This window comes from Leucobacter japonicus, from assembly GCF_001273855.1.
Taxonomy (GTDB): domain Bacteria; phylum Actinomycetota; class Actinomycetes; order Actinomycetales; family Microbacteriaceae; genus Leucobacter; species Leucobacter japonicus.
Genome location: NZ_JHBX01000108.1, coordinates 98,228 through 122,318 on the forward strand (window position 1 = coordinate 98,228; position 24,091 = coordinate 122,318).

At 67.5% G+C, this 24,091-nt stretch carries 24 protein-coding genes; 7 read left to right on the forward strand and 17 right to left on the reverse strand.

Annotation, left to right across the window (positions count from 1 at the left end; genetic code table 11):
• Window positions 1-70: 70 nt before the first annotated feature.
• Genes AMS67_RS09795 through AMS67_RS09805 form a run of 3 tightly spaced genes read right to left on the reverse strand, consistent with a single transcriptional unit; the run spans window position 71 to window position 2,854 of the window.
• The gene (locus AMS67_RS09795; protein WP_206541760.1) at window positions 71-853 is read right to left on the reverse strand and encodes an ABC transporter ATP-binding protein; all 783 of its coding nucleotides are present in this window, start codon (window positions 851-853) and stop codon (window positions 71-73) included.
• A gap of 26 nt (window positions 854-879) precedes the next feature.
• On the reverse strand, window positions 880-1,929 hold the full coding sequence (locus tag AMS67_RS09800; RefSeq protein WP_053387205.1) for an ABC transporter substrate-binding protein: 1,050 nt from the start codon (window positions 1,927-1,929) through the stop codon (window positions 880-882).
• A 55-nt stretch (window positions 1,930-1,984) separates the two neighbouring features.
• Entirely contained in the window at window positions 1,985-2,854 is an 870-nt protein-coding gene (locus tag AMS67_RS09805; RefSeq protein ID WP_206541761.1) for an ABC transporter permease, read from the reverse strand.
• Between the two features lie 331 nt (window positions 2,855-3,185).
• Between AMS67_RS09805 and AMS67_RS09810 the strand changes: the two genes are divergently transcribed.
• Both AMS67_RS09810 and AMS67_RS09815 read left to right on the forward strand, forming a co-directional pair.
• Window positions 3,186-5,225: an aldehyde dehydrogenase family protein gene (locus AMS67_RS09810; protein ID WP_162230844.1), complete on the forward strand. Its 2,040-nt coding sequence runs from the start codon at window positions 3,186-3,188 to the stop codon at window positions 5,223-5,225.
• Between the two features lie 5 nt (window positions 5,226-5,230).
• Window positions 5,231-6,361: a mannose-1-phosphate guanylyltransferase gene (locus AMS67_RS09815; protein WP_053387206.1), complete on the forward strand. Its 1,131-nt coding sequence runs from the start codon at window positions 5,231-5,233 to the stop codon at window positions 6,359-6,361.
• 61 nt (window positions 6,362-6,422) lie between these two features.
• On the opposite strand, the gene AMS67_RS09820 is transcribed toward AMS67_RS09815, so the two are convergent.
• The 7 genes from AMS67_RS09820 to AMS67_RS09850 all read right to left on the reverse strand — a co-directional run bounded on the left by AMS67_RS09820 (window position 6,423) and on the right by AMS67_RS09850 (window position 11,045).
• The gene (locus AMS67_RS09820; protein WP_053387207.1) at window positions 6,423-6,710 is read right to left on the reverse strand and encodes a WXG100 family type VII secretion target; all 288 of its coding nucleotides are present in this window, start codon (window positions 6,708-6,710) and stop codon (window positions 6,423-6,425) included.
• Between the two features lie 12 nt (window positions 6,711-6,722).
• Window positions 6,723-7,127, reverse strand: a complete 405-nt coding sequence (locus AMS67_RS09825; RefSeq protein ID WP_053387208.1) for a hypothetical protein — start codon at window positions 7,125-7,127, stop codon at window positions 6,723-6,725.
• A gap of 3 nt (window positions 7,128-7,130) precedes the next feature.
• Window positions 7,131-7,766 (reverse strand): hypothetical protein, encoded by a 636-nt coding sequence (locus tag AMS67_RS09830; RefSeq protein WP_053387209.1) that lies wholly within the window; start codon window positions 7,764-7,766, stop codon window positions 7,131-7,133.
• A 6-nt stretch (window positions 7,767-7,772) separates the two neighbouring features.
• Window positions 7,773-9,071, reverse strand: a complete 1,299-nt coding sequence (locus AMS67_RS09835; protein WP_053387210.1) for a hypothetical protein — start codon at window positions 9,069-9,071, stop codon at window positions 7,773-7,775.
• Complete coding sequence (locus AMS67_RS09840; protein ID WP_053387211.1) at window positions 9,061-9,375, reverse strand: hypothetical protein; 315 nt, start codon at window positions 9,373-9,375, stop codon at window positions 9,061-9,063. The genes AMS67_RS09835 and AMS67_RS09840 overlap by 11 nt, the downstream gene beginning before the upstream one ends.
• An 86-nt stretch (window positions 9,376-9,461) precedes the next feature.
• The gene (locus AMS67_RS09845) at window positions 9,462-10,202 is read right to left on the reverse strand and encodes a PDC sensor domain-containing protein (RefSeq protein ID WP_053387212.1); all 741 of its coding nucleotides are present in this window, start codon (window positions 10,200-10,202) and stop codon (window positions 9,462-9,464) included.
• Between the two features lie 36 nt (window positions 10,203-10,238).
• Window positions 10,239-11,045 carry a FadR/GntR family transcriptional regulator gene (locus AMS67_RS09850; protein ID WP_053387213.1) on the reverse strand — a complete coding sequence of 269 codons (807 nt, stop codon included), beginning with the start codon at window positions 11,043-11,045 and terminating at the stop codon, window positions 10,239-10,241.
• Between the two features lie 439 nt (window positions 11,046-11,484).
• Here AMS67_RS09850 and AMS67_RS09855 point away from each other — a divergent pair, with 439 nt between their 5' ends.
• The 4 genes from AMS67_RS09855 to AMS67_RS09870 all read left to right on the forward strand — a co-directional run bounded on the left by AMS67_RS09855 (window position 11,485) and on the right by AMS67_RS09870 (window position 15,609).
• Window positions 11,485-12,603, forward strand: coding sequence for an ABC transporter ATP-binding protein (locus tag AMS67_RS09855; RefSeq protein ID WP_082305432.1), 1,119 nt, complete (start codon window positions 11,485-11,487; stop codon window positions 12,601-12,603).
• A gap of 33 nt (window positions 12,604-12,636) precedes the next feature.
• Window positions 12,637-13,815 carry an extracellular solute-binding protein gene (locus AMS67_RS09860; RefSeq protein ID WP_053387214.1) on the forward strand — a complete coding sequence of 393 codons (1,179 nt, stop codon included), beginning with the start codon at window positions 12,637-12,639 and terminating at the stop codon, window positions 13,813-13,815.
• Window positions 13,816-13,899: 84 nt separating this feature from the next.
• Window positions 13,900-14,784 (forward strand): ABC transporter permease, encoded by an 885-nt coding sequence (locus tag AMS67_RS09865; RefSeq protein ID WP_053387455.1) that lies wholly within the window; start codon window positions 13,900-13,902, stop codon window positions 14,782-14,784.
• Window positions 14,785-14,799: 15 nt separating this feature from the next.
• Complete coding sequence (locus tag AMS67_RS09870; protein WP_053387215.1) at window positions 14,800-15,609, forward strand: ABC transporter permease; 810 nt, start codon at window positions 14,800-14,802, stop codon at window positions 15,607-15,609.
• A gap of 51 nt (window positions 15,610-15,660) precedes the next feature.
• Here AMS67_RS09870 and AMS67_RS09875 read toward each other — a convergent pair whose 3' ends face one another.
• The 7 genes from AMS67_RS09875 to AMS67_RS09905 form a co-directional block, all read right to left on the reverse strand.
• The gene (locus AMS67_RS09875; protein WP_241488041.1) at window positions 15,661-16,899 is read right to left on the reverse strand and encodes an iron-containing alcohol dehydrogenase family protein; all 1,239 of its coding nucleotides are present in this window, start codon (window positions 16,897-16,899) and stop codon (window positions 15,661-15,663) included.
• Complete coding sequence (locus AMS67_RS09880) at window positions 16,896-18,389, reverse strand: aldehyde dehydrogenase family protein (protein WP_053387216.1); 1,494 nt, start codon at window positions 18,387-18,389, stop codon at window positions 16,896-16,898. Before AMS67_RS09880 ends, AMS67_RS09875 begins: the two co-directional genes overlap by 4 nt.
• Window positions 18,390-18,415: 26 nt before the next feature.
• Complete coding sequence (locus AMS67_RS09885) at window positions 18,416-19,522, reverse strand: mandelate racemase/muconate lactonizing enzyme family protein (protein WP_053387217.1); 1,107 nt, start codon at window positions 19,520-19,522, stop codon at window positions 18,416-18,418.
• A gap of 9 nt (window positions 19,523-19,531) precedes the next feature.
• A complete protein-coding gene (locus AMS67_RS09890; protein ID WP_053387218.1) occupies window positions 19,532-20,473 on the reverse strand; it encodes a glycine betaine ABC transporter substrate-binding protein in 942 nt (313 codons plus the stop codon).
• A 94-nt stretch (window positions 20,474-20,567) separates the two neighbouring features.
• A complete protein-coding gene (locus tag AMS67_RS09895; protein ID WP_053387219.1) occupies window positions 20,568-21,344 on the reverse strand; it encodes an ABC transporter permease in 777 nt (258 codons plus the stop codon).
• Window positions 21,341-22,381 (reverse strand): ABC transporter ATP-binding protein, encoded by a 1,041-nt coding sequence (locus AMS67_RS09900; RefSeq protein WP_241488042.1) that lies wholly within the window; start codon window positions 22,379-22,381, stop codon window positions 21,341-21,343. The genes AMS67_RS09895 and AMS67_RS09900 overlap by 4 nt, the downstream gene beginning before the upstream one ends.
• Window positions 22,374-23,039: an ABC transporter permease gene (locus AMS67_RS09905; RefSeq protein ID WP_239683950.1), complete on the reverse strand. Its 666-nt coding sequence runs from the start codon at window positions 23,037-23,039 to the stop codon at window positions 22,374-22,376. The genes AMS67_RS09900 and AMS67_RS09905 overlap by 8 nt, the downstream gene beginning before the upstream one ends.
• Before the next feature lie 140 nt (window positions 23,040-23,179).
• Here AMS67_RS09905 and AMS67_RS09910 point away from each other — a divergent pair, with 140 nt between their 5' ends.
• The gene (locus tag AMS67_RS09910; RefSeq protein WP_053387220.1) at window positions 23,180-24,070 is read left to right on the forward strand and encodes an IclR family transcriptional regulator; all 891 of its coding nucleotides are present in this window, start codon (window positions 23,180-23,182) and stop codon (window positions 24,068-24,070) included.
• Window positions 24,071-24,091: the final 21 nt, after the last annotated feature.

Sequence of the window (24,091 nt, forward strand, 5' to 3'; positions counted from 1 at the left end):
GTGGTCTTCTTCCTCTTCTCTTCGGCGCGCGGTGCCGGTGCGAATGCGCGTGCGGTTGTCGGTGCGGTGCTCAACTGATGCCTGCCTCGACGCCGAGCAGCCCCTCGACCTGCGCGACGAGCTCGGCGAACTCGTCGGCGTACCGGGTGTCCTTCGACCGGGGTCGGGCCAGGTTGACATTGATGTCCGCGATGATGCGCCCGGGGCGGTCGCCGACGACGAGCACGCGATCCGCCAACCACACGGCCTCCGGGATGCTGTGCGTCACGAACAGCACACTGCGCTTCGTCTCTTGCCAGATGCGCTGCAGCTCGAAGTTCATCGAGTCGCGAGTCATCGCGTCGAGCGCACCGAAGGGTTCATCCATGAGCAGGATCTCGGGGTGCGAGACGAGGGCGCGGCAGATGGAGACGCGCTGCTGCATGCCCCCGCTCAATTCGTACGAGTAGTTCTTCGCCTTGTCGCCGAGGCCGACCATCTCGAGCAGCTCTTGCGCGTGGGCCTTCGCCTCCTTCGTCGAGCGCTTGCGGAACTCCATGGGCAGCAGCACGTTGGCGAGATTGTTGCGCCACGGCAGCAGCGTGGGGCTCTGGAACACCATCGCGATGTCGCGCAGGGCCTCCTTCACACCGCGACCGCGCACGAGCACCTCGCCCTCGGTGTTCTCGAGCAGGCCCGAGATGATCTTCAGCAGCGTGGTCTTGCCGCCGCCCGACTGCCCCACGATGGAGACGAATTCGCCCGGGGCGATATCGAACTCGCAACCGCGCAGCACCGTGTTCGTCGCCCCGTCGCGGGCGGTGTAGGTCATTCCCACGTCGCGGACGCTGATGACCGGTTCACTGGTCGTCATGATGACGGTCCTTTCTGCCGCGCCGCTTACGCGGACGGCTGCTCGATCGTGTCGTCGGGCCCGAGAGGCTCGAGGAATTCGTTGGTGTAGATGTCGGCCGGCGAGATCTCGTCGGGGTGCTCGAGGCCGAGGTACTCGGCGGCGAGGTCGATCTGCTTCTGCACGCCGGCGTCGCTCATGGTGCCGAAGCCGGCCTCGGTGTTCTCGTCGTCCCACATCAGATCGCACTGGCCCTGCACGGCGTCGTCGATGGCGTCGGCGTCGAAGCCGGGCACCTGCTCGTCGAAGATCTTCGCTGTCTCGTCCTGGTTCTGGCAAGCCCACGCGAAGCCGCGCTGCATGGCGGTGCTGAAGCGTTTGACGAGGTCTGGATTCTGCTCAATGGTCTGGTCGGAGGCGATGACGCCGTTGCCGTAGTAGAGCAGACCGAGGTCGGCCCAGTTCAGAATGACGGGATCGTACCCCTCGGCGATGAGCGTCGGGCCATCCGAGACCGAGAGCGCCAGGTTCGCGTCCCACTGCTTGGCGATGAGCCCGGGAATCTTCGCTTCGCCGGCCGCCGAGACGATGCTCACGTCGCCCTCCTGCCACCCGAGCTTGTCGAGCACCGCGGGCCACATCGCGACCATGGCCCCGTTGCCCTCGGTCGCGACGGTCTTGCCCTTGAGGTCGTCCCAATCCTTGATGCCGGAGTCGGGCAGCGCGAGGGCGGCGTAGGCCGACTTGCCCTGCACCAGGTTGATCTGGCGAATCGAGGCGCCCTGGGCGCGGTTGAGAATCGACACGTTGTAGTCGGCCCATCCGAAGTCGACGCGCCCCGTATCGACCGATGCCACGGTGTTGGCCGATCCCGAACCCGGCATGATTTCGACGTCGATGCCCTGGTCCTTGAAGAACCCGGCTTCGACCGCAGCGTAGAAGGGGGCGTGCTTCGGCAAGACTGCGACGTCGAGCATGAAGTTGACCTGGTCGGTGCCGCCGTCTGCGGAGGCCCCCGATCCGGATCCCGAGCATCCGGTGGCGAGGAGCGCGGTCGCGGCGATCATTGCCGCAACCACTGTTTTCTGTGCGCGCATGTGCGTGCTTCCTTTCTGGCAGGGAGGTACTGCAGTTCGTGGGGGATCGCGTGGACTATTTGACGTGGTTGCGCCAGGGCAGTAGCCGCTGCGCGATCACCGTGATGAGGTAGAAGAGCAGGAGCGAGATCGCCGCGAGCACCATGAACGCCGCGAACATCGTGGCGAGGTCGCTCTGGGCGTTCGCACGCAGGATCACTTGGCCGAGGCCGTCGGTGCCCGCGATGAACTCGCCGACCACCGCGCCGCCGACGGCGAGCGAGATCGAGATCTTCGCGCCCGAGAAGATCGAGGGCAGCGCGTACCAGAACTCGATCTTGCGCATCCGCATCCAGGTGCTCGCGTTGTTGATGCGCGCCAGTTCTTTGAGCTCGTTCGGCACGGCCGAGAGTCCGTCGAACGTGTTGATGACAAGCGGGAAGAACGCGATCGCCATTGCGACGAACGCCTTCGATTCGAAACCGAACCCGAACCACACGATGAAGAGCGGCGCGAGCGCGACCTTCGGAATCGTGTCGACGGCGATCAGCGCGGGGTACAGGAAGTGCCGCACCGCAGGAATGTAGAAGAGCGTCGCGCCGCACAGCACCCCGAGGCCCGTGCCGAGCGCGAAGCCGGCGAGGGCCTCCGTGATGGTCACCCAGGCGTGGTGGGCGAAGTAGTCGGGCTGCGTGAACAGCTTCTCGAACGCTGCGATCGGCCCGACGAGCAGGAAGGCCGGGATCTGAAAGACGCGGACGATGATTTCCCAGACCGCGAGGATGCCGAGCATGCCGACGACCGCTTTGATGGCTTTGTCGACGCCGCTCGGCAGCACGCGGCGTTTGCGAGCCGGTGCGATGGCAATGGACTCGGTGAGGCTCGTCGGAGCGGCGATGCTCTGAGGATCCCTGACCGCGGTGGGGTGCGAGGTATCGATGTTCATGACCTTCCCAAGTTCGAAGTGTGGCGACGTGCACGAGTGCAGGTCTGGTGGGTCGCGCATCCACTCTCGACGAGTCCTCGACGATGAGGCGGACGAAGCATGGTCCTCAGTATTGAAGCCGGTGAAGATACCTGTCTAACACCCTTTCGGCATTCATTGAGTCCCTCACGGTATGACCCAGTCGCTCGTTGCGTCGCCAGGCTTGCGATACCCAGGGGGCATTATTCGAGACCGAATCAATACTGGACGCAGGAGGAACGACTCGCTTCACTGGCTGCATCGGGCATCCCGCGCGGGCGCCCGTGCTTCCGCCGAAGAAAGGACTCCCACGATGGCAGCATCCTCCGCACTCGACCGACTTGCCGAACTCGGCCTCGAGCTGCCCGCCCCTTCGCAGGGCCAGTACTCGTATACGCCGTTCGTCGCCGCTCACGGCGTCGGGCACGTCTCCGGCCAGATTCCGAAGCGCGACGGCGCCGTCGCCTACACCGGCGCCGTGCACGACAACGACGGCGTGCCGCGCGCCCAAGATGCAGCGCAGCTGGCAGCCCTGGGAGCGCTGGCACAGATCGAGCACGCTGTCGGTCTCGACCGTGTCGCGCAGCTGCTCAAACTCACCGTCTACGTCGCCAGCGGGCCCGAGTTCGACGATCAGCCCGCCGTCGCCGAGGGCGCTTCTCGATTGCTGCGCGACGTCCTCGGCGAATCGGGCGCGCATGCGCGCACCGCTTTCGGCGTCCCCCGACTCCCGAAGAACGCCACCGTCGAACTCGACCTCGTCGTCGGGCTGCACGACGAGACGGGCGCATCTCGCGGGCCCGGCACCGCACCGGCGGCAGCGTCTGCCGACGAGTCCGGCTCGCCCGACGCAGATCTCGAGTCGGTACTGGCCGCGGCCGACGCGGCCGCCCCCGAGCTCGCCGCGCTGCCCCCGCGCCGTCGCGCCGAACTGCTGGTCGCCCTCGCCGACGCGCTCGAATCGGAGCGCGAATCACTCGTCGCGATCGCCGAGCGCGAGACCGGCCTCACGAGCGCGCGGCTCACCGGCGAAGTCACCCGTACCGCCGTGCAACTGCGGCTGTTCGCCGAGGCTGTCGTGTCGGGTGCGCACCTCGACGCCCGCATCGATGAAGCCGACGCCAACTTCGCCCTCGGAGCTCGACCCGACCTGCGTCGCACACACATTCCGGTCGGCCCCGTGCTGAACTTCTCGGCGTCGAACTTCCCCTTCGCGTTCTCGGTGCTCGGCGGCGACTCCGCCTCGATCCTCGCAGCGGGCTGCCCCCTGATCGTCAAGGCGCACTCCGGTCACCCCGAGCTCTCCGATGCGACCGCCGCACTCGCGCAGCGCGTCATCGCCGCCGCCGAGCTCCCCGGTGGCACCCTCCAAGTGATACACGGTCAGGAGACCGGCGTGGCAGCACTGCGCGATCTACGGGTGCGCGCCGCATCATTCACCGGCTCGACGCACGGCGGGCGCATCCTGGCCGACATCGCGGCCGCACGCCCGGCACCGATCCCGTTCTACGGCGAACTCGGCAGCATCAACCCGGTATTCATCACCGATGCGGCGATCACGGAGCGCGGCAGCGCCCTCGCGGGTGACTATCTCGCAAGCGTCGGCGGATCAGCCGGCCAGCTCTGCACGAAGCCCGGTCTGGTGTTCGTGCCTGAGGGGTCCGGCTTCGCCGAGGCTGTCCGGGCCGCGGCCGGCACGGCGTCGGTCTCCGAGCACCGACTGCTCGGGCCCCGCATCGCCGCAGCATACGCGGCCGGGATCGACGCGGTGCGCGCCCTGGCGGGTGTGGAGGAACTCACGGCGGGCGCGATCCGGATCGATACCGACGGCCAGGGATGGGTCACCCCGACCATCGTGCGTGTCCCCCTCGACACGCTCCGCGCGCACCGCGAGTTGCTCGCGGAAGAGCTGTTCGGTCCATTCTCGGTGGTGATCGAGGTGCCTACCGGCGCAGCGCTCGCGCCGCTCGTCAGCGAGTTCGTCGAGGGCAGCCTCACCGGCACCGTGCACCTCGGCGAGGCCGAGGGATCCGCCACCGCTCCCCCGGCCGCCCTGCAGCAGCTCGTCACCGAACTGGCGGAGCACGCCGGTCGCGTGCTCTTCAACGGCTGGCCGACCGGCGTCGCCGTCACTCCCGCGCAGCAGCACGGCGGCCCGTGGCCCGCGACCACGAATGATGCCAGCACCTCGGTGGGCACCGCAGCGCTCGGCCGTTTTCTGCGCCCGGTCGCCTACCAGAACGCCCCCGCAGCGTTCCTCCCGGAGGCGCTGCGCGATGCGAACCCTCTGGGGGTGCCGCAGTCGCGGAGCGTCGCCGGTCAGTCCCTTTCATGGGGGCGCACAGTAGGCTGAATGCCATGACCGAGCAGACTTCGACCACGCCCGCCATCGAGCGGTTCACCTGCGTCATTCCGGCGGGCGGGGTCGGGTCGCGCTTGTGGCCGCTGTCGCGCGCGAACGCCCCGAAATTCCTCCTTGATCTCACGGGGTCGGGAGACTCTCTGTTGCGCGCGACCTGGGATCGACTCTCACCGCTCGTTCCGGCCGAGCGCACCATGGTCGTGACCGGCATTTCGCACCGCGACTCGGTCGCCGAACAGCTCCCCGAGCTGCTCCCCGAGAACCTCGTCACTGAGAGCGAACCGAAGGATTCGTCGGCGGCCATCGGTCTCGCCGCCGCCATCCTCGAGTTGCGCGACCCCGACGCGATCCTCGGCTCGTTCGCCGCTGACCATGTCATTCGCGGCGACGTCCTCTTCCAGCGCGCCGTCACGACGGCCGTACAGGCCGCCGACCTCGGGTACATCGCCACCATCGGTATCCACCCGTCGCACCCCGCCACTGGCTTCGGCTACATCGCCGCGGGCGCAGCACGACGCGATATTGCGCCGTTCGACGTCTACGACGTGACCTCGTTCGTCGAGAAGCCCGACGCAGAGCAGGCCGAAGCGTACATCGCCGACGGCGGGTACCTCTGGAACGCGGGCATGTTCATCGCGCGCGCCACCGTGCTCCTGGAACAGATGGCGCTGCACCAGCCCGCACTCGTCGAGGCGCTGCGCGAGATCGCCGCGGCCTGGGACACGGAGCGCGGTGCCGAGGTGCGCGAGCGCCTCTGGCCGACGCTTCCGAAGATCGCGGTCGACTACACCGTCGCCGAGCCCGCCGCCGCGGCCGGCAAAATGGTCTGCGTCGCCGCCCACTTCGACTGGGACGACGTCGGCGATTTCGCCTCGGTCGCGAATCTGCTCACCCGCGGACGCGGCAGTGACCTCGCCGTGCTCGGCGATGGCGCGCAGGTGCTCTCTGATGCGTCGAGCGGCATCGTCGTCTCCGAGAGCGATCGCCTCGTCGCGCTCGTCGGCGTCGAAGACATCGTGGTGGTCGACACCGCAGACGTGCTGCTCGTCACCACGAAGAACCGCGCACAAGACGTGAAGAACTTGGTCAGCCGCATGAAGGTGACCGGAGGCGGGCACCTGCTGTAACCGGGTCGACTCTGCTCTCGCCTCTGCTCTCGCAGGATCGCCTCGCGCGAGCTGCGACGCGTCAGGCCGAGATCGCGTCAGCCGCGTCGGCGTCGAGCTGCGCGTAGTGCTCGGCGATGTCGCGCACTGCCGCACCCGATCGTCGCAGCTCATCCGCTCGCTCGAGCATTCGGCGCTGCGTCTCAGCGTACTGCGCGAGAAATGCAGCTTGCGCGGCCCCGCTCCACTGACCGGCAAGCGCCTGCACGCGGTCGCGCAAGGCCTCCTGCTGCTGCACAATCACCTCAGAGGCCGCCACCCAGTCATCACCGAGCGCGGTGAGCTCGTCGGGATGCACTTCCAGTTCCATCGTCCGCTCCCCCTACCGGTACGAAATACCGTCGCCCGAGGCCTCGCCCCAGCGATCAGCCGTGGCGCTGATCTGGGTCGAAATCTCTGCGTCGCTGCCGAAGAGGTCTGCACTCTGGTTCGCGAGCGCCTGCATTGCCCGCTGCTGCGCCTGCCCAATCGTGCGCAGCGTCACCGCGGCGAGTTCGGCGAGCGGCAACTGCTCGGCCCGGGCGCCGAAGCTCAGCGCACTGACGCGACCGCCGGCATCGGCCTGCACCCGCACTTCGCCGGCCCCCGAGACGGCCTCAGCCGTCGTGTCGCGCGCGCTGTCGCGCAGCTGCTCGGCGTGACGCAAGTTCGTCGCCGCCTCCTCGCGCAATGCGGCGACGCGTGCGGCAACCGCGTCGAACGGGTCATTCGATTCTCGAGTGTCCATCGTCTAGTCCCCCTCAGTGGTTGCTTCGTCAGACGTCGCACTGCCGGGCGTCGCCGCAGCGCCGTCGATCGCGCGCGTGATGCCCGAGGATACCTCGGGGACGTCACCAGGCCACGCACCGAGTCGTTCCAGATTGCGCGCTCCCGCATCGGACTGGGAGTTCGACGAGAGCGTGATCGATGCGCGGCTCGTGCCTCCGTCGAAGGCACGAGACGTGTCGAGCCACCCCGAAGCCACTGCGGCTGAGCCGAGATCGAACGAGTTCGCCGTGTCAGTGGTCACCGACAGGTAGAGGCGCGATGTCGGCTGGTACCCGTCGCGCACCGACCAGGCTGTGCGCGCCAGCAGGTCGACGAATGCGTCTGGATCGGCGACGACGAAGTCATCTGCGACCGTCACGGCGAGTTCCGCCGATGTGCTGTTCTTCGCGTTCGGCGCCTGCGAGATCGAGAGCCGGTCGACCGAGACCCCGGAAACGCGCTCGAGCTGCTCGATCGCTTCGGCCGTCGTCTGCCCGCCGGAATCCGGAAAGCTCGGAATGGTCTCGCGAGCAACCGGCGCGCACGCAGTAGCTGCCAGGGCCGCACTGAGCGCGAGGCCACCGACGACCAGCGTTCCCCAACGTTGTCTCCGCACCATGCGTTCCTACTCCCCGTATCGCAGATTGTCTCGGATGCGCGAGGCCATATCGCTCCAGAGCGACGCGTCGACGAAGCCGGCGTAGGCCGGGTTGGTCTCGTCGAGCAAGCCCAGGGCGTCATACCGGTCGAGCACCGTCTGATCGTAGCCACTGGTGACCTGCAGCCTGGCGTGCCCGTTTTCGTCGCGCGTGATGCGGAACGCGACCTCGCCGGGCTCCTCCGGGTGGCCTTCCATAGCCCGAATGACGAAGCCGTCTTCGGTGACCTGGGTCACGAGGATGTTGCCCTGCGTCACACCCGGGATATCGACTCCGAGCAGCGAGGCATCGATGACCTGGTCTTCCTCGAGCCCGCTCAGGTTCAGCTGCGAATTGTCTCCGACCCGAGACGGCACGAACAGGTGCCCGAAGTTCTCGCTGAAGCGCGCCATCAATTCTTCGGTCGTGAGGTCGGTCGGGCCCAGGTCGTACTCGTGCGTGTACCCGCGATCGTATTCGCCCTCGAACTCGAGGTCGGAGCCGGGGTAGGGGTTCCCGCTCACGTTGTAGATGTCGCCGAGGCCTCCGCCTCGCTGACCCGGCGCCACATCCACTGGAGCGTCTCCGGGCGGCACGTACTGGAATAGTACGGCGAGCAGCGCCTCGATCTGCGCGTGCGCCGGCACCATGGCGCGCATCAGATCGAGCAGCAGGCGCAGCAGGTCTCGGAAGCACTGCAGCACACGATCAATCTGTTCGCGGCAGCGGGCAACGAGATCGTCGACCGCGCGGGTGAACTCGAAGATCGCTTCGGCTTTCTTCTCGATCTCCCAAGGCCAGGAGAACACGAAGTCGCCGAGACTCTGGCCGAACTGCCCGGCGAGGTCGAGCGCGTCCATCACGAGCGCACGCAGCCCCTCGCAGATGCGCAGCGCCACCTGCAGCGCCTGGGCGCCAACTTTGCCCCAGTCGGCCACCGAATGAGCAGCGGCGGCGGCATCCCGCAGCGCAGCGGCAATCGCGTCGATGAACAGTCCCTGCTGCCCCTGTTCGAGGGCCGCCGCCGTGCGCGTGAGCCCGTCAGATGCCTCTTGCAGATGACCGGTACCCGTCTCCCACTCAATCGACACGCGGTAGATCTCGCCCGGCTGCGCGAGCACGAGATCGAGCAGCCCGGTCAGCGGGGCGATGAACGGTGTCAGGAAGGCCGGGACCGAGGGTACGGCAGCAGTGGCAGACGCGCTCCCCACGCTCACTCCCTGCGCCCACGACTGACTGGCGATCTGGGCGGCGATCGCGTCTGCCGGCGCGGTATTAATCGGCATCTTCGAGTCCGATCGATTCGAGGAAGGGAGCGATCGAAGTCTCGTAGGCCTCGAATCGGTCGTGTGTCGCCCCGATGTGACCGCCGTAGCCGTCGATCAGCTCCGCGATCGACTTCGCCTGGGTTTGCAGCGCTGCGCCCAGCGTGCCAAAGGTGGCCGTCAGCCCGAGCCCGATGGTCCCGAGACCGGCGCCCAGGCTGATCGGAAACTTCTCGGCCCCTTCGCGAGCCGTCTCCGCTGCCGTCGCACAGGCCGTTCGGCCTTTCGTCAACTCGTCAGTGCCCAGCTTGATGACATCTGCCACGATTCCCCCGATACGTGCGCTCGTTCCCTGGAAACTACATTACCGGGGAACGGCCCCCATTCATCGGGCCGTGCGCCGTCGTCAGGTCACGCGGCGACGAGCGAGAACGGGTACCGCCGCGACGAGACGATCTGCGGCCCTACACCCGTGTGCACAAGGCCGGCGAGGCCGCTTTCGGGGTCGGCGCCGGCGTAGCGATCGCCCGTTTCGAAATCGGGGTTGTTCGAGAGCACGACGCGGCCGTTCGCGTTGACCAGGGTCGTTCCCGATCGGCCCGCGAGTACGGGCATCAGCGCGTCTTCGAGCGAGGAAACGAGTACGTCGGCGCACACGACGCCCCAGAAGTCACCGTCGACGAGTACCGGAACGGCTGAGGTGATGGTGATCTCGTTCGAGCAGAGGTAGTCGACGAAGGGGCCGGCGACGTGTCGGTCGCCCGTGGCCTCCGGAACCCGGTACCACTCAAGACGCATCAGATCGATCGCGGCCTGCCCGGGGCCAAAAGTCGATGAGGCGAGCAGACTGCGATCACGCCCCTGCCACCAGGCCAGCGGATTCCCCTCGGCGACCAGATCGCCGCTGGCACAGAATCCTGCGCCGTACAGCGGCCGGTCCACCGTATCCAGCACCTCGTGCGCACCGTCCTCGACGAGTACCGCGAGTTGCGCCCCCGTGAGATGCGCGTCGTCTTCCCGTCGACGCCGGAGCGCCGAGACGAGCCGGGGCAGCCAGGTATCGAGAGGTGCGAACACGCCATCGAAGAAGTCGTCGACGCACTGCAGCGCTGATTGGAGTGGCGCTTCGGCAGTGTCAGGCGCGGCAGTCACGGCTCTCTCTTCCTCTTCTTTGAGGTCGCGAGAAAGTCAGACGCCCCCACGACGCGATTCCAGTGTGCCACGAACCCCGCCATCTTGTGGAGCGGCGATGAGTTCGTTGCGAAACTGTACCAGCCAGCGGGCCGAGGTGCGCACGGTCTCGCGAACGGCGGATCGCGCGGCGTCGGCATCGCCCAGCCGGGTCGAGCGGATCTGCGCCGCCAGAGCTTCGTGCGTCTGCAGGCGAGCCGCATGGTCAATGTCTTGCAGGGCGAGCAGCGGGGTGAATTCCGTCTGCACGCGCACGTGCTCATTCGTCAGGCGGACGGATTGGCTGAGCGCCGCGAGTTCAAGCTGCACCTCGGTGACGCGCCGGCGCCAGGTCACCGCGTCGAGGTCGCGCGCGCGTTCGAGCACGAGCCCGACGACGTCGAGTTCGTCGGGAGTCGCGCGCTGGCAGGCGTACTCGGCGCACGCGCACGCGATCGCCTCGTAGAGCACGGCGAGGTCGGCGAGGGCGACACGGGGCATCGCCATCAGCGAGCGCGCGTTCACTTCTTCGACGGCGCCGTGGCTGGGGCGCACGAAGCTGCCGCCATTGCGCCCGCGGCGGGTCTCGATGAGTTCGCGGTGGCGGAGGCCGCTCAACGCCTCGCGCACGGTGACGACGGCCACTCCGAGCAATGCCGAAAGCTCGGTCTCGCTCGGAAGTCGCTCACCCTCGGTGAATGCGCCGACCGAAATGGCCTGCACGATGCGCGATTCGACGAGCTCGATGCGCCCCTCGTCTCCGATGGGGGCGAGCGCCGCAGTGCGCAATCGGCTCGGAGGCGCGGAGGGAATCAGACTGACCACCGTATCTCCTCCGATTCTCGCGGGCCCATCGAGTTTCCCATGCCCTGCGGTGAGTTTTCCCTGCGCCACTCCGTGCCGCCCTGCTCGGCCGGTTTAGCCCACTCGATCCCTGCACCCCACTCGTTGTCCGGCACCCCACTCGACGCGTGCACCCCATTCGGCGGAGATTCACCATTTCGCGGACCATTTCGGCTGAATCGGTCCGCGATTCCGTGAATCTCCGCGGCAGGGGGTGGTGAGGTAGTTGGCCCACCGGGGGCCCACTGGCTTGGCGCATCCTCGACCCGGCACCAGCCCCACGCTCACCCGGTGCACGTGCGCGGGGCGCCGCGCCGTGACCGAACCGTGATCGAGCCGAACTCACACGGAAACAAATCCTATAAAAACATATGTTATTGTTTCTGGCATCGGTTCGACAACGACGTTGAGGAGCACTCGCATGACCCGAGACACCCCGGGCACGGCCCCCGGCACGACCCCCGGCACGGCCGCGAGCGACATCGCGGTGTCCGTGCGCGGCGTACGCAAGCAGTTCGGCGATCTCGTCGCCGTGAACGACCTCGACATCGAGATCCGCGCCGGCGAGTTCTTCTCCATGCTCGGCCCGTCGGGTTCGGGCAAGACGACGGTGCTGCGCATGATCGCGGGTTTCGAAGCCCCGACCGCTGGGCGCATTCTGCTGAGCGGCACCGATGTGACCGACGCCGCACCGTTCGACCGAGAGGTGAACACCGTCTTTCAGGATTACGCGCTCTTCCCGCACCTCACGATCGCCGAGAACGTCGCGTACGGACTCCGGGTGCGAGGAGTTTCGGGCCAGGAGCGCCGACGCCTGGTCGGCGAAGCCCTCGAACAGGTGCAACTCGCGCACGTCGCCGACCGCTCGCCGGCCCAGCTCTCGGGTGGTCAGCGGCAGCGCATCGCGCTGGCTCGGGCACTCATCTTGCGCCCGCAGGTGCTGCTGCTCGACGAGCCGCTCGGTGCGCTCGACAAGCAGCTGCGCGAGCAGATGCAGTTCGAGCTCAAGCAGATTCAACGCGACGCCGGCATCACCTTCGTCTTCGTGACCCACGATCAAGAGGAGGCGCTGACGCTGTCGGATCGCGTGGCCGTGTTCAACAACGGCAAGATCGAGCAGGTCGGCAGCCCCCGCGAGGTCTACGAGTTTCCGCAGACGGAGTTCGTGGCGACGTTCCTCGGCATCACGAATCTGCTCACGGGATCTACCGCCGAGCGCATTCTCGGCGTCAGCACGCCGCACAGCGTGCGCCCCGAGCGGGTGCGTCTCGTCGACCCGACCACCCCGCTCGAACCCGATCAGATCGCGATCGCCGGCTCGGTACTCGAAACCGTCTACGCCGGCGCGCACACGCGATACCTCGTCGAGACCGAGAGCGGCACGCGCTTCATCTCGGAGCAGCAGAACACGCACACCCCGCGCACTGACCCCAGCGTGCGCCGCGGCGACGCCGTGAGTGTGCGCTTCGCCCGCGACCACGCCGTCGAGGTGCCGGGCGCTGCGGCCCCCACCCCGGTCGCCGAACCCATCCCAGCCTGAACCACCCGATCCACCGTCTACGAAGGAGTAACGATGCACACCAAACTGCTCGCCCCCGCGGCCCTCATCGCCGCGGTCGGCCTCGCCCTGTCGGGCTGCGCTAGCACCGGAGGCGGAGACGCCGAAGCCGGAGGGCTCTCGATCGATGTTCCGGAGGTGCCGATGATCGACACCCTCGGCGATACCGAATCCGAACTCAACATCGTCGCCTGGTCGGGGTTCGTCGAGCCCGCATGGACCGACCAGTTCACCGCCGACACCGGCTGCACGGTCAACCGCAAGGTCGCCGCGACCAGTGACGAGATGGTGCAGCTGATGCGCACCGGCGAGTACGACCTCGTCTCGGCGTCGGGCGACGCGAGCCTGCGACTCATCGTCGACGGCAACGTGCAGCCGCTCAACACCGAGCTGATCCCGAACTTCGGCGACGACATCGTCGAGGGCATGAAGGGGCAGCTGTACGACACGCTGAACGGCAACGTCTACGGCATTCCGATCGGCCGAGGCGCGAACATTCTCGAGTACAACTCCGAGGTCGTCACGCAGGAGCCCACGAGCTGGGACGTGGTGTGGGAGGCCGACAGCCCCTACGCCGGCGAGATCGCCGCGTACGACAGCCCGATCTACATCGCCGACGCCGCGATCTACCTCATGGCGACCCAGCCCGACCTCGGCATCGAGAACCCCTACGCACTCGACGACGAGCAGTTGGCCGCCGCGACCGAACTGCTGAAGCAGCAGAACGGCATGGTGTCGGAGTACTGGTCGCCCGCGACCAACGTGACCTCGTTCACCGGCGGCAATTCGGTGGTCGGCACCTCGTGGGAGGTGCTGCGCAAGGCGACGCAGGAGGACAAGTTCAAGAGCGTGCTGCCTGAAGAGGGCTCGACCGGATGGTCGGATGCGTGGATGCTCGCGACCGATTCCGAGAGCCCGAACTGCGCGTACGCGTGGATGGATTACACGAGCAGCCCCGAGGTCAACGGGCAGATCGCGATGAACTTCGGCATGGCCCCGGCCAACGCCGCATTCTGTGAGACCAGCGATGAGGCGCGCGAGCACTGCGAGTACTACAACGCGACCGACGAGGACTACTTCAAGAAAGTGTGGTTCTGGACCACCCCCATCGATCAGTGCCTCGACGGCCGCACCGACGTGCAGTGCACGAATTACCAGGACTGGACCAACGCCTGGGCCACGGTGAAGGGCTAACCCGCCCGCCCGCGGGTGGTCGGGGCGTACGCCGGCCCGACCACCCGCTTCTTCCCGATCCACCACCGTCAGCGAGGACCCATCGTGTCGCACACGCCCACTCTTGAGCGCCGCTCCAAGCCCGTCTCCACCGCTCTGCACCGCCACCCGCGCGGCCGGCTCGCCGCGCTGCTCACGCTGCCGATGGCCTGGCTCATCGGCGTCTACATCCTGTCGCTGGCACTGCTGTTGCTCACCGCGTTCTGGACCACCGACCCCTTCACCTCGCGCGTGAAGCCGGGCTTCACCCTCGACAACTTTCAGCAGCTGATCACCGTGCCGGCGTATCTCGCCACGGCGCTTCGCACCCTCGGCATCGCCCTCGCGGTGACGGTGATCTGCGCGGCGGTGGCGATCCCGCTCGCCGTCTTCATGGCGAAGGTCGCCGGCCCCCGCCTCCGCGCCGTGCTCGCGGTGCTCGTCACGCTGCCGCTGTGGGCCGGGTACCTGGTCAAAATCATCGCGATGCGCCTCGTCTGGACCGACGAGGGCTTCTTCAATTGGGCGCTGTCGCCGTTCGGCATCGAGGGGCCCGGGTTCGGGGTGCTCACGGTCGTGCTGACCCTGGTCTATCTCTGGTTCCCGTACATGGCGATCCCGGTGTACGCAGCGGTGTCGCAAATTCCCGCGAACCTGTTCGACGCCTCGTCCGACCTCGGCGCGAGCGGCGCCCGCACGATCCGCACGGTCGTCGCCCCGTTGCTGCTGCCCGCACTCGTCGCCGGCTCCATCTTCACCTTCTCGCTGAGCCTCGGCGACTACATCGCCGCCATGTACGTCGGCGGTTCGACGCAGATGATCGGCAGCATCATCGCGCAGAACATCAACCTGAACCCGCCGCTCGCCGCCGCGTTCTCCTTCGTGCCGATCGTGCTCGTCGTGATCTACCTCGGCCTCGTGCGCCGCACCGGCGCGATCAACAATCTCTGACCCGGGAGCCCCGCCATGCTTCGACTCAATCGTTCGACCCGCGTCGCGCTCACCGTCATCACGGTCATCGCGCTGGGGTTCATGTACATCCCGTTGTTCGTGATCGTCATGAACTCGTTCAACTCCGGCCGCGTTTCGGGCTGGCCCATTCCTGGGTTCTCGCTCGAGTGGTGGGGCAAGGCGCTCACCAACCCGGCGGTGCACGCCGCCCTGCTCAACTCGGTGATCGTCGCCACGGTTGCCACCGCATTCGCCCTGCTGCTCGGTACCCTCGCCGCCTTCGCGTTGCAGCGGTTCCGATTCTTCGGACAGCAGACGGTGAACCTGCTCATCGTGCTGCCGATCACGCTTCCCGGCATCGTCACCGGTGTCGCCCTTTCGAACACGTACTTCCAGGTGCTCAAGCCGATGGGCATCAATGTCGGCTACTGGGGCATGATCATCGCGCACGCCACGTTCTGCGTGGTCATGGTGTTCAACAACGTGATCGCGCGTCTGCGTCGCATGCACCCGAACCTTGAGGAGGCGTCGATGGATCTCGGTGCCGGCATCGGCCAGACGTTCCGACTCGTCACGTTTCCGCAGTTCCGCAGTGCATTCATTGCCGGCGGTCTACTCGCCTTCGCCCTGTCGTTCGACGAGATCGTCGTCACCATCTTCACGGCACCGCCCGGCGTCGAGACGCTGCCGCTCTGGATCATGAACCAGATGGCACGCCCCAACGAGGTCAACCAGGTGAACGTGGTCGCGACGGTGATGATTCTGCTGTCGCTCATCCCCGTCTACTTCTCGCAGAAGATGTCGGCCGTCGGCGACGCGAAGTAGCGGCGGGTCCGGGCCCGGTCGCGGTGACGACTCGGGCCCGGGCCGAACTCCTCAGCTGTGCAATGCGGCGCGCAGGATCGCCACCACGTCATCCGCGGTCGGCTGCACGGGCGCATTCACCGTGACCGCGTCCGCGAGCGTGTCGGCCGCGAGCGAGGGCAGGTCGCCCTCGGTCACCCCGAACTGTGCGAGCGGGGCCCGCAGCCCGATCTCGCGGGCAAAGCCGACAATGCGATCAATGGCGGCGGCCGCGTTCGCCGCGGTGTCGACGTCGGTACGCCCGACGCCGAGCGCAAACGCGACGCGGGCGAGCCGCTCGGTGCGTGCGGGCAGCGTGAAGGCGAGCACGCCCTCGATCACGAGCGCGAGTGCGAGGCCGTGCGGAATGTTGAAGCGCCCGCCCAGGGGGTGCGCGATGCCGTGCACCAGGCCGAGGCCGGTGTGCGAGAACCCGACGCCGGCGACGTGGCTCGCGAGCAGCAGCTCGGAGCGCGCTTCGAGGTCGGAGCCGTCGTTCACAGCACGGGGCAGGTACGTCGACACCGTCGAGATGACCTGCAGCGCGATGCCGTCGGAGTAGGGGTTCGCCCGCACCGAGAGATACGACTCGAGCGCGTGCGTCAAGGCATCGAACCCGGTCGCTGCCGTCGCGCCCGCGGGGAGCCCGATCGTGAGTTCGGGGTCGAGCACGGCGGCCCGGGCCAGCGCGCTCTCGTGCCCGACGTAGAACTTGCGGTGAGCATCGACATCGGTAATCACGCCGAACGCGTTCACCTCGGCACCGGTGCCGGCGGTAGTCGGCACCGCGACGATCGGCAGGGCGGATGCCGCGAACGGCGTCGCATAGTCGAGTGCGATGCCGCGCTCCGGGTTCACCGCGCCGAGCGCGATGCCCTTCGCTGCGTCGAGTGAAGAACCCCCACCCACGGACACGATCGCCTGCGCCCCGATTGCGGTGGCGAGATCGCTGCCCGCGTCGAGATTGAGCGTGGTCGGGTTGGGCGTGACTTCGCCGTAGACCTCGACGGCGACGCCCGCGGCATCGAGCGACGCCCGCACCCGCGCGACGATGTCGGATGCGGCGAGAAACGGATCGGTCACGATCAGCGCCGACCGGGCGCCGAGCCCGGCGACGATCGCACCAATCTCGACGACTCGCCCGCGCCCGAAGTAGGCGATGGGCTTCGGGTCGAGGGTGAGTTCGGTCTCGGCGAGGGGCCGGGGCAGTGGCGCCAATCGGCTGGCATCGGTGATCACGGGCGTCGTAGGCGCCGAATTCGAGGTGGTCACAGGTCTCCTCCGAGGTCGATCCAGGTGGTCTTGAGGGCGGTGTAGCTGTCGAGCGCGTGGAGTGATCGGTCGCGGCCCGATCCCGAACCGCCGAAGCCCCCGAACGGCGTGATCACGTCGGCGACGTCGAAGGTGTTCACCCAGACGGTGCCGGCGCGCAAGCCGCGCGCGATGCGATGCGCCGTGGTGAGATCGCGGGTCCAGACGCTGGCCGCGAGCCCGTACTCCGAGTCGTTGGCGACCCGCAGCGCTTCGGCGGCGTCGGCGACGCGGATGACGGTGAGGGCCGGCCCGAAAATCTCTTCGCGGGCGACTCGACTGGCGTTGTCGACTCCGGTGAAGACGGTGGGGCTGACGTAGTAGCCGCCATCGAGCCCGTCGAGACGCAGGCGATCGCCGCCCCACACCTCGGCTCCTTCACCGCGCGCCACATCGACGTACTCGAGCACGCGCTGCAACTGCGTCTCGCTCGCGATCGTGCCGATCTGCGTCGATTCGAGCAGCGGGTCACCCTGCACGAGCTCCGACCCGATGCGCTGCACCGCCGCGACGAGCGCGTCGGCCACCCCGTCTTGAACGATGAGCCGGCTGCCGCCGTGACAGGTCTGCCCGGCGTTGTAGAAGATGCCCCAGGCCACCGCGCTCGCACAGGCCTCGAGGTCGGCCACGTCGTCGAGCACGATCTGGGGCGACTTGCCCCCGAGCTCGAGCGACACCTGCTTGCCGTTCGACTCCCCCGAGTAGCGCATGAATTCCAGGCCCACCCGGGGTGACCCGGTGAACGCGATCTTGTCGACGCGCGGGTGGCGGCCGAGCGCTTGGCCGGCCACCGCGCCCAGGCCCGGAACCACGTTCAGCACGCCGGCCGGCACCCCCGCCTCGTGCGCCAACTCCGCGAGCTTCAGCGCCGAGAGGCTCGTGAGCTCCGCCGGTTTCAGCACCACCGAGTTGCCTGCGGCGAGCGCGGGCGCGAGCTTCCACGACGAGATGATGAGCGGGTAGTTCCACGGCACGACGGCACCGACCACGCCGAGCGCCTCGCGAGTGACGAGCGCGAGCGCCTGCTCGGGCGCCGGGGCGATCTCATCCGAGACCTTGTCGAGCGCCTCGGCGTACCAGCGGAACACTCGCGCGGCGTTCGGCACATCGACCCGCAGCGAGTCGCCGATCGGGTGCCCAGAGTCGAGCGATTCGAGCAGCGCGAGCTCGTCCAGGTGCTCGAGCATCAGGTCGGAGAGCCTGACGAGCACGCGCTGCCGCTCACGACGATCGGCTCGCGACCACACTCCGGAAGCGAACGCGCGCGCGGCCGCCTGCACGGCGTCGTCGACATCGGCCGCGCTCGCGCTGCTCACCTCGGCGATCGTCGATCCGTCGCGCGGGGCGACGGTGGCGAAGACGGCGTCGCCCTCAGCGGCGCGAAACTCGCCGTTGATAAACAGGCGAGTCTCGGGTCGCACGGCGGCGGCGGCCGCGATCCAATCGGTCATTGCAGTGGGCTCCTTGGTCAGGTGGGTCAGGCGATGGTGAAGCGGGCGACGGCGTCGTGGTCGATCTTCGCGCCGAGCCCCGGGGTCTGCGGCACGAGCAGGTCGCCCGAACGGTCGATCATGAGCGGTTCCATGAAGAAGTCTCGCCGCTCGGGGGTCCATCCGGGCGGATCGAACGGGAACTCGAGATACGGGCCGGCATCGACACCGGCGGCGACGTGCAGGTTCGCGAGCAGACCGAGCCCGTTCGACCAGGTGTGCGGGGTGAAGAACCGGTGCCGCAGGTTCGCCGATTCGGCGACCTGACGCGCCCGGTACATGCCCACGGCGAGCGCGACATCGGGCTGGTAGATGTCGTACGCGTCGGCCTCGATCAGCGCGACCATCTCGGGCATGCTGCGCACCATCTCGCCACCACTGACCTGAATGCCGGTTTCGGCGCGCACGCGGCGCGCCCCGGTCACATCGACCTGCGGCAACGGCTCTTCGAGCCACAGTACCCCGAGCTCATGCAGTTCCGCAGCGAGACGCTGCACCTTCGCGAGCGGCAGCGCCGCGTCGATGTCACCCGACATGCGCCACATCTGGTTGAGGTCGACCATGAGGTCGAAGTCGTCGCCGACAGCCTCGCGGGCTGCCCATACCGAGGCGACGCCCTCGGCCAGGCGATCCCGCGCAATGCGAATCTTCATGGCGCGGAAGCCCAACTCGCGTGCGGCCAGCGCCGATTCGGCACGCGCCTCGGGGGCCTTCAGCTCACCGCTCGAGGCGTACGCCGGGAGGCGATCCCGCGCACCGCCGAACAGCACGCTGACCGGAAGGCCGGCAACCTGGCCGATGATGTCCCAGAGCGCCGCCTCCAGCGGCCAGTACCGCCCGCCATGGAAGTTGATCGTCTCGATGCGGCGCACCTGGTTGAGAATCTGCAGCGGATCGGTGCCGATGAACAGGTGCTCGAAGGCTTCGAAGCCGTCCATGGTGTCGCCCGACCCGTACCCGACGAGTCCGTCATCGGTGCGCACGGTCACGAGCGTGGCGGTGAACTCGGTGCGGGGATCCGGATCCCACGCCGCGTTGAAGGGCGGGTCCAGGGGCTGGACCATCCGGGTGAGGGTGATGGAGGTGATTTTCATCGATGCGCCTTAGATGAGTCCCTGGTCGGTGAGGAAGTCGATCGCGACGTCCTGCGGGTCTTCACCGTCGACGTCGACCTGCGCGTTGAGCTTCTGCATCTCTTCGGTGGTGAGCAGCGGCGTCAGCTCGCCCACGATGTCAGCGATCTCGGGGTACTCGTCGAGCGTCGACTGCTTCAGCGTGAACGCGCCCTGGTAGGCCGGGAAGAACTGCAGATCGTCTTCCATCACCACAAGGTCGAGCCCCGGAATGCGCCCGTCGGTCTGGAACACCTCGCCGAAGTTGCAGTCGTCGCCCTTCGCCGTCGCCGAGTAGATCACGCCGGTGTCGAGCAGCGCGACATTCGAGTCAGGCACGTCGAAGCCATACGCGGCCTTGAGCCCCGGCCATCCGTCATCGCGCGTCGAGAACTCGCTCTCCACGCAGAACGTCTGCTCGGAGACGGGCAGCTTGGCGACGTCGCTCAGCGTCTTGACCCCGAGCTCCTTCGCCTTGTCCGCGCGAATCGCGAAAGCGTACGTGTTGTTGAGCGCTGCCGGGTCGAGCCAGGCGATGCCCTTCGCCGCATCGGCCTTCTTCGTGGCCTCGAACTGCGCCTCGGCGCCCTTCACCGGCTCGGTGTTGCCGTTGTAGGTGATCCACGACGTGCCCGAGTACTCCCAGTACCCGAGGAACTCGTCGTTCTCGAGCGCCTGGCGCACGTTGGCCGACCCGACGAGCTTCGTGTTGGCCTCGACGTCGGCGCCGTGCGCGTTAAGCAACTCGGTGGTGAGGTGGGCGAGAATGAACTGCTCGGCGAAGTCTTTCGCGCCGATCTCGCCGGTCAGGCCCTCCAGTTCAGTGCCCTGGGAGCCGGCACCGCCGCCTCCCCCGCTCGAGCAGCCGGTGAGCGCGAGCACTCCGGCCGCGGTGAGGGCGAGTGCTGAGAGCAGTGCGCGTGAGGTCTTCATCTGTTTTCTCCTTCGAAAGCGATTGCGTGCGGGGTGCGACGGTGGGTGCCGTCGCAGGTGGGTGGAAGCGAGTGGGGGGCGATCCCGGGCGGAATCAGACGCCCTTAGGGGTGAAGAGGTCTTCGGCGATGCCGGCGACCCAGTCGATGAGCAGCGCGATGCAGGCGACGAGCACCGCACCCACCGCGAGCACGGGGTAGCGCTGCAGCTTCAGGCCGTTGACGACCATGTCGCCGAGCCCGCCCGCGTTGATGAACGTCGCGATCGTCGCAACGCCGACGCAGAAGACGAGCGCGGTGCGCAGGCCCGAGAGAATCACGGGCACCGCGAGCGGCAGCTCGACGCGCCAGAGCACTTGGAAGCTGGTCATGCCCATACCGCGCGCCGACTCGCGCACACTGGCGTCGACCTGCTGAATGCCGATCATCGTGTTGCGCAGTGCCGGCAGGAAGGCGTAGATCACGAGGGCGACGAGCGCCGTGGTGTAGCCGGTCTGCCAGACGATGGCGAGCAGGATCACCACGCCGACCGCGGGCACGGCCTGCCCGATGTTCGCGAGGCCGAGCACGATCGAACGAAACGCCTTCGACGGCGATTTCGCAAGCAGCACTCCGAGCGGAATCGCGAGGAGCGCGACGAGTGCCGAGGCGACCACCGTCAGGCTGAGGTGCTCGCCGACCCGCAGCATGATGTAGTTCCAGTTGAGCGTGCGCTGCTCGATCGAGTCGAGGTCGAGCGATGACACCCAGAGCAGCAGGAGACCAAGGATGACGACGACGACGAGCGGCGTCGTGAACCGTCGCAGCGAGATTCGTCGGCGCACCGGCTTGGGTGCGATGCCGATCACCTGCGTCGCGGATGCCACGCTCATGACGACGCTCCCGCAGCGCGCCCGACACCGCCGGGCAGCTCGCCGCCGAGCGCGAGCGAAATGCGCTCGACGGTCAACGACCCCGCGATGCCACCGCGCTCGTCGACCACGTTGACCGCGTCGCGGCCCGAGAGCACCAGTGCATCGATCGCGTCGCGCAGGTTGCCGGCGATCGGCACCTCCAGGGCTCCCGCCACCGCGGGGGCGAACCCGGTCTCGTGAATCGGAATCAGGGCGAGACGCTTGAGCGCCGCCCCCTGGCCGATGAACGAACCCACGTATTCGTTCGCGGGCTGCGCGAGGATGCGGGCCGGGGTGTCGAACTGCTGAATCTGGGATCGTTCGGAGAGCACGGCGATGCGGTCGCCCAGCTTGATCGCCTCGTCGAAGTCGTGCGTGACGAAGATGATCGTCTTGCCGATCGACTCCTGCAGGCGCAGGAACTCGGCCTGCAAGCGCTCGCGGGTAATCGGGTCGGTGGCGCCGAACGGCTCATCCATGAGCATCACCGGCGGATCTGCGGCCAGGGCACGCGCGACGCCCACGCGCTGCTGCTGCCCGCCCGAGAGCTGCTTCGGGTATCGGCCCGCGAAGATCGACGGGTCGAGCTGCACGGTGTCGAGCAATTCGTCGACCCGATTCGCGATGCGCTTCTTGTCCCAGCCCAAGAGCTTCGGCACCACCGCGATGTTTTCGGCGATCGTCATGTGCGGAAACAGGCCGATCTGCTGGATCACGTAGCCGATGTGACGCCGCAGCTCATTCGGGTCGAGCGACAGCACGTCACGCCCATCGATGCTGATCGACCCCGACGTGGGCTCGATGATGCGGTTGATCATCTTCATCGTGGTGGTCTTGCCGCAGCCCGAGGGGCCGACGAAGACGATGAGTTCGCCCGGATCGATGCGCATCGAGAACTGGTCGACGGCCGCGACCTCCTGGCCGGGGTACTTCTTGACGACGTTGTCGAGTACGATCTCGACGCCCGAGGCGTTCGAGGCGATCTGCGTGATGCCGGTGGCGGTCGATTCAGGCACGGAGCCCCCTTGAAGTTGTGTACTTGGTGACGATGACGAAGATGCCGTCGACGATGAGTGCGAGCGCGGCGACACCGACGGTGCCGGTGAGCGCGAAGTTGAGTGCGTTCTTCGAACCGAGGCTTGAAAGCCCCTGGAAGATGAGCTGACCGAGGCCGGGCCCGGCCACGTAGGCGGCGATCGCGGCGATGCCGATGGTGAGTTGGGCGGCGACGCGCACCCCGGTCAAGATGATGGGCCAGGCGAGGGGCAGCTGCACGCTGATCAAGATCTTCATGGGTGACATGCCCATGCCCTTCGCCGACTCCATGATCGCCGGGGGCACTTCACGCAGCCCGACCGCCGTGTTGCGCACGATCGGCAGGAGCGAGTAGAAGACCAGCGAGAACACGGTCGGCGTCCACCCGAGCCCGAAGACCGGGGTGAGCAGTGCGAGGAGCGCCAGAGACGGAATCGTGATCGCGACGCCCGCGGCGGCGATGACCAGCGCACGCGGCATCGGGCGGTTCCACACGGCGACCCCGAGGAGCACCCCGAGCACGGTGGCGATCAGCAGGGACATCCCGACCACGGCGAGATGCTCTCCCACGAGTTCGAGCACATCGTCCCACCGTCGACTCCAGAATGTGAGCAGCCCGTCGAAAGTGAATGCGTCCACGTACGCCACTCCTCTCTCTCATCGTTGAGTTGGTTTCGAGCACGTTACGGCGGTACCTGGACTGTAATCGTGTTGATGTCGTTTCGACAAGTTGGGTTGTGCATATGGCAACTTCTAAGAAATCGTTCTAGTCTGTCGCCATGACCGAGTCATCCCTACCGCGCCGCAACGCCTCAGGCCTGCGCCGCGATCTCGACCTCCTGGAAGCGCTCACGAGCAGCGAGGCCCGCAACGGCCTCGGGGTCACTCGCCTTGCCGAACTCACCGGCCGAGACAAGGGTCAGGTCTCACGCACCCTCGCCACGCTCGATGAGGCTGGGTTCGTCGACCGAGATGCCGAGACCCTCGTCTATACGCTCGGGTCACGCATCTTCTCCCTCGCCGCGCAGACGGCCGAGGCTCGACTCGTCAAGACAAGCGCCCCGTACCTGCGCCGGGTCGTCGCCGCCACCCACGAGACCACCCACCTCTGTGCCCTGCGCGGAGGCAGCGTACTCACCCTCGCCAGCGAGATCAGCGAGCACGCCTTCCGGGGTCTCGGATGGGAGGGCGTGCGCACGGCGGCCTGGCGCACCTCATCGGGGCGCGCCCTCATGAGCGATTGGAGCGACGAGGAGCTGGGACGTTGGTACCACGCCCACATCGCCGACGAGGTCGAGCGAACCCGAAACCTCGCGAACGCAGACGACTTTGGAGCCGAGCAGGCCGACCCGGCGGCACAGGTGCCCCTCATGCAGGCGCCCGCACCCCCGCCCGAAAAATTGCGGGTGACCGACCTTCGCAGCTTTCTGACCGAGATTCATCGCGTGCAGCAGCAGGGCTTCGCCACCGTCGACGAGGAGTTCGAAGCCGGAGTGGTCGGCGTGTCGGCCCCCGTGACCGACTTTCGCGGCAAGGTGGTCGCCGCGATCAACATCAGCGCACCGAAGAGCCGCCTCGGCACCAACTTGCAGCGGGCCGGCGCCTACTCGGCGCACGTCGCCGCAGAACTGTCGCGCGCGCTCGGGGCGGGTGATCCGGCCGCGCAGTAGTTGGCGCCGCATCACCCGTCA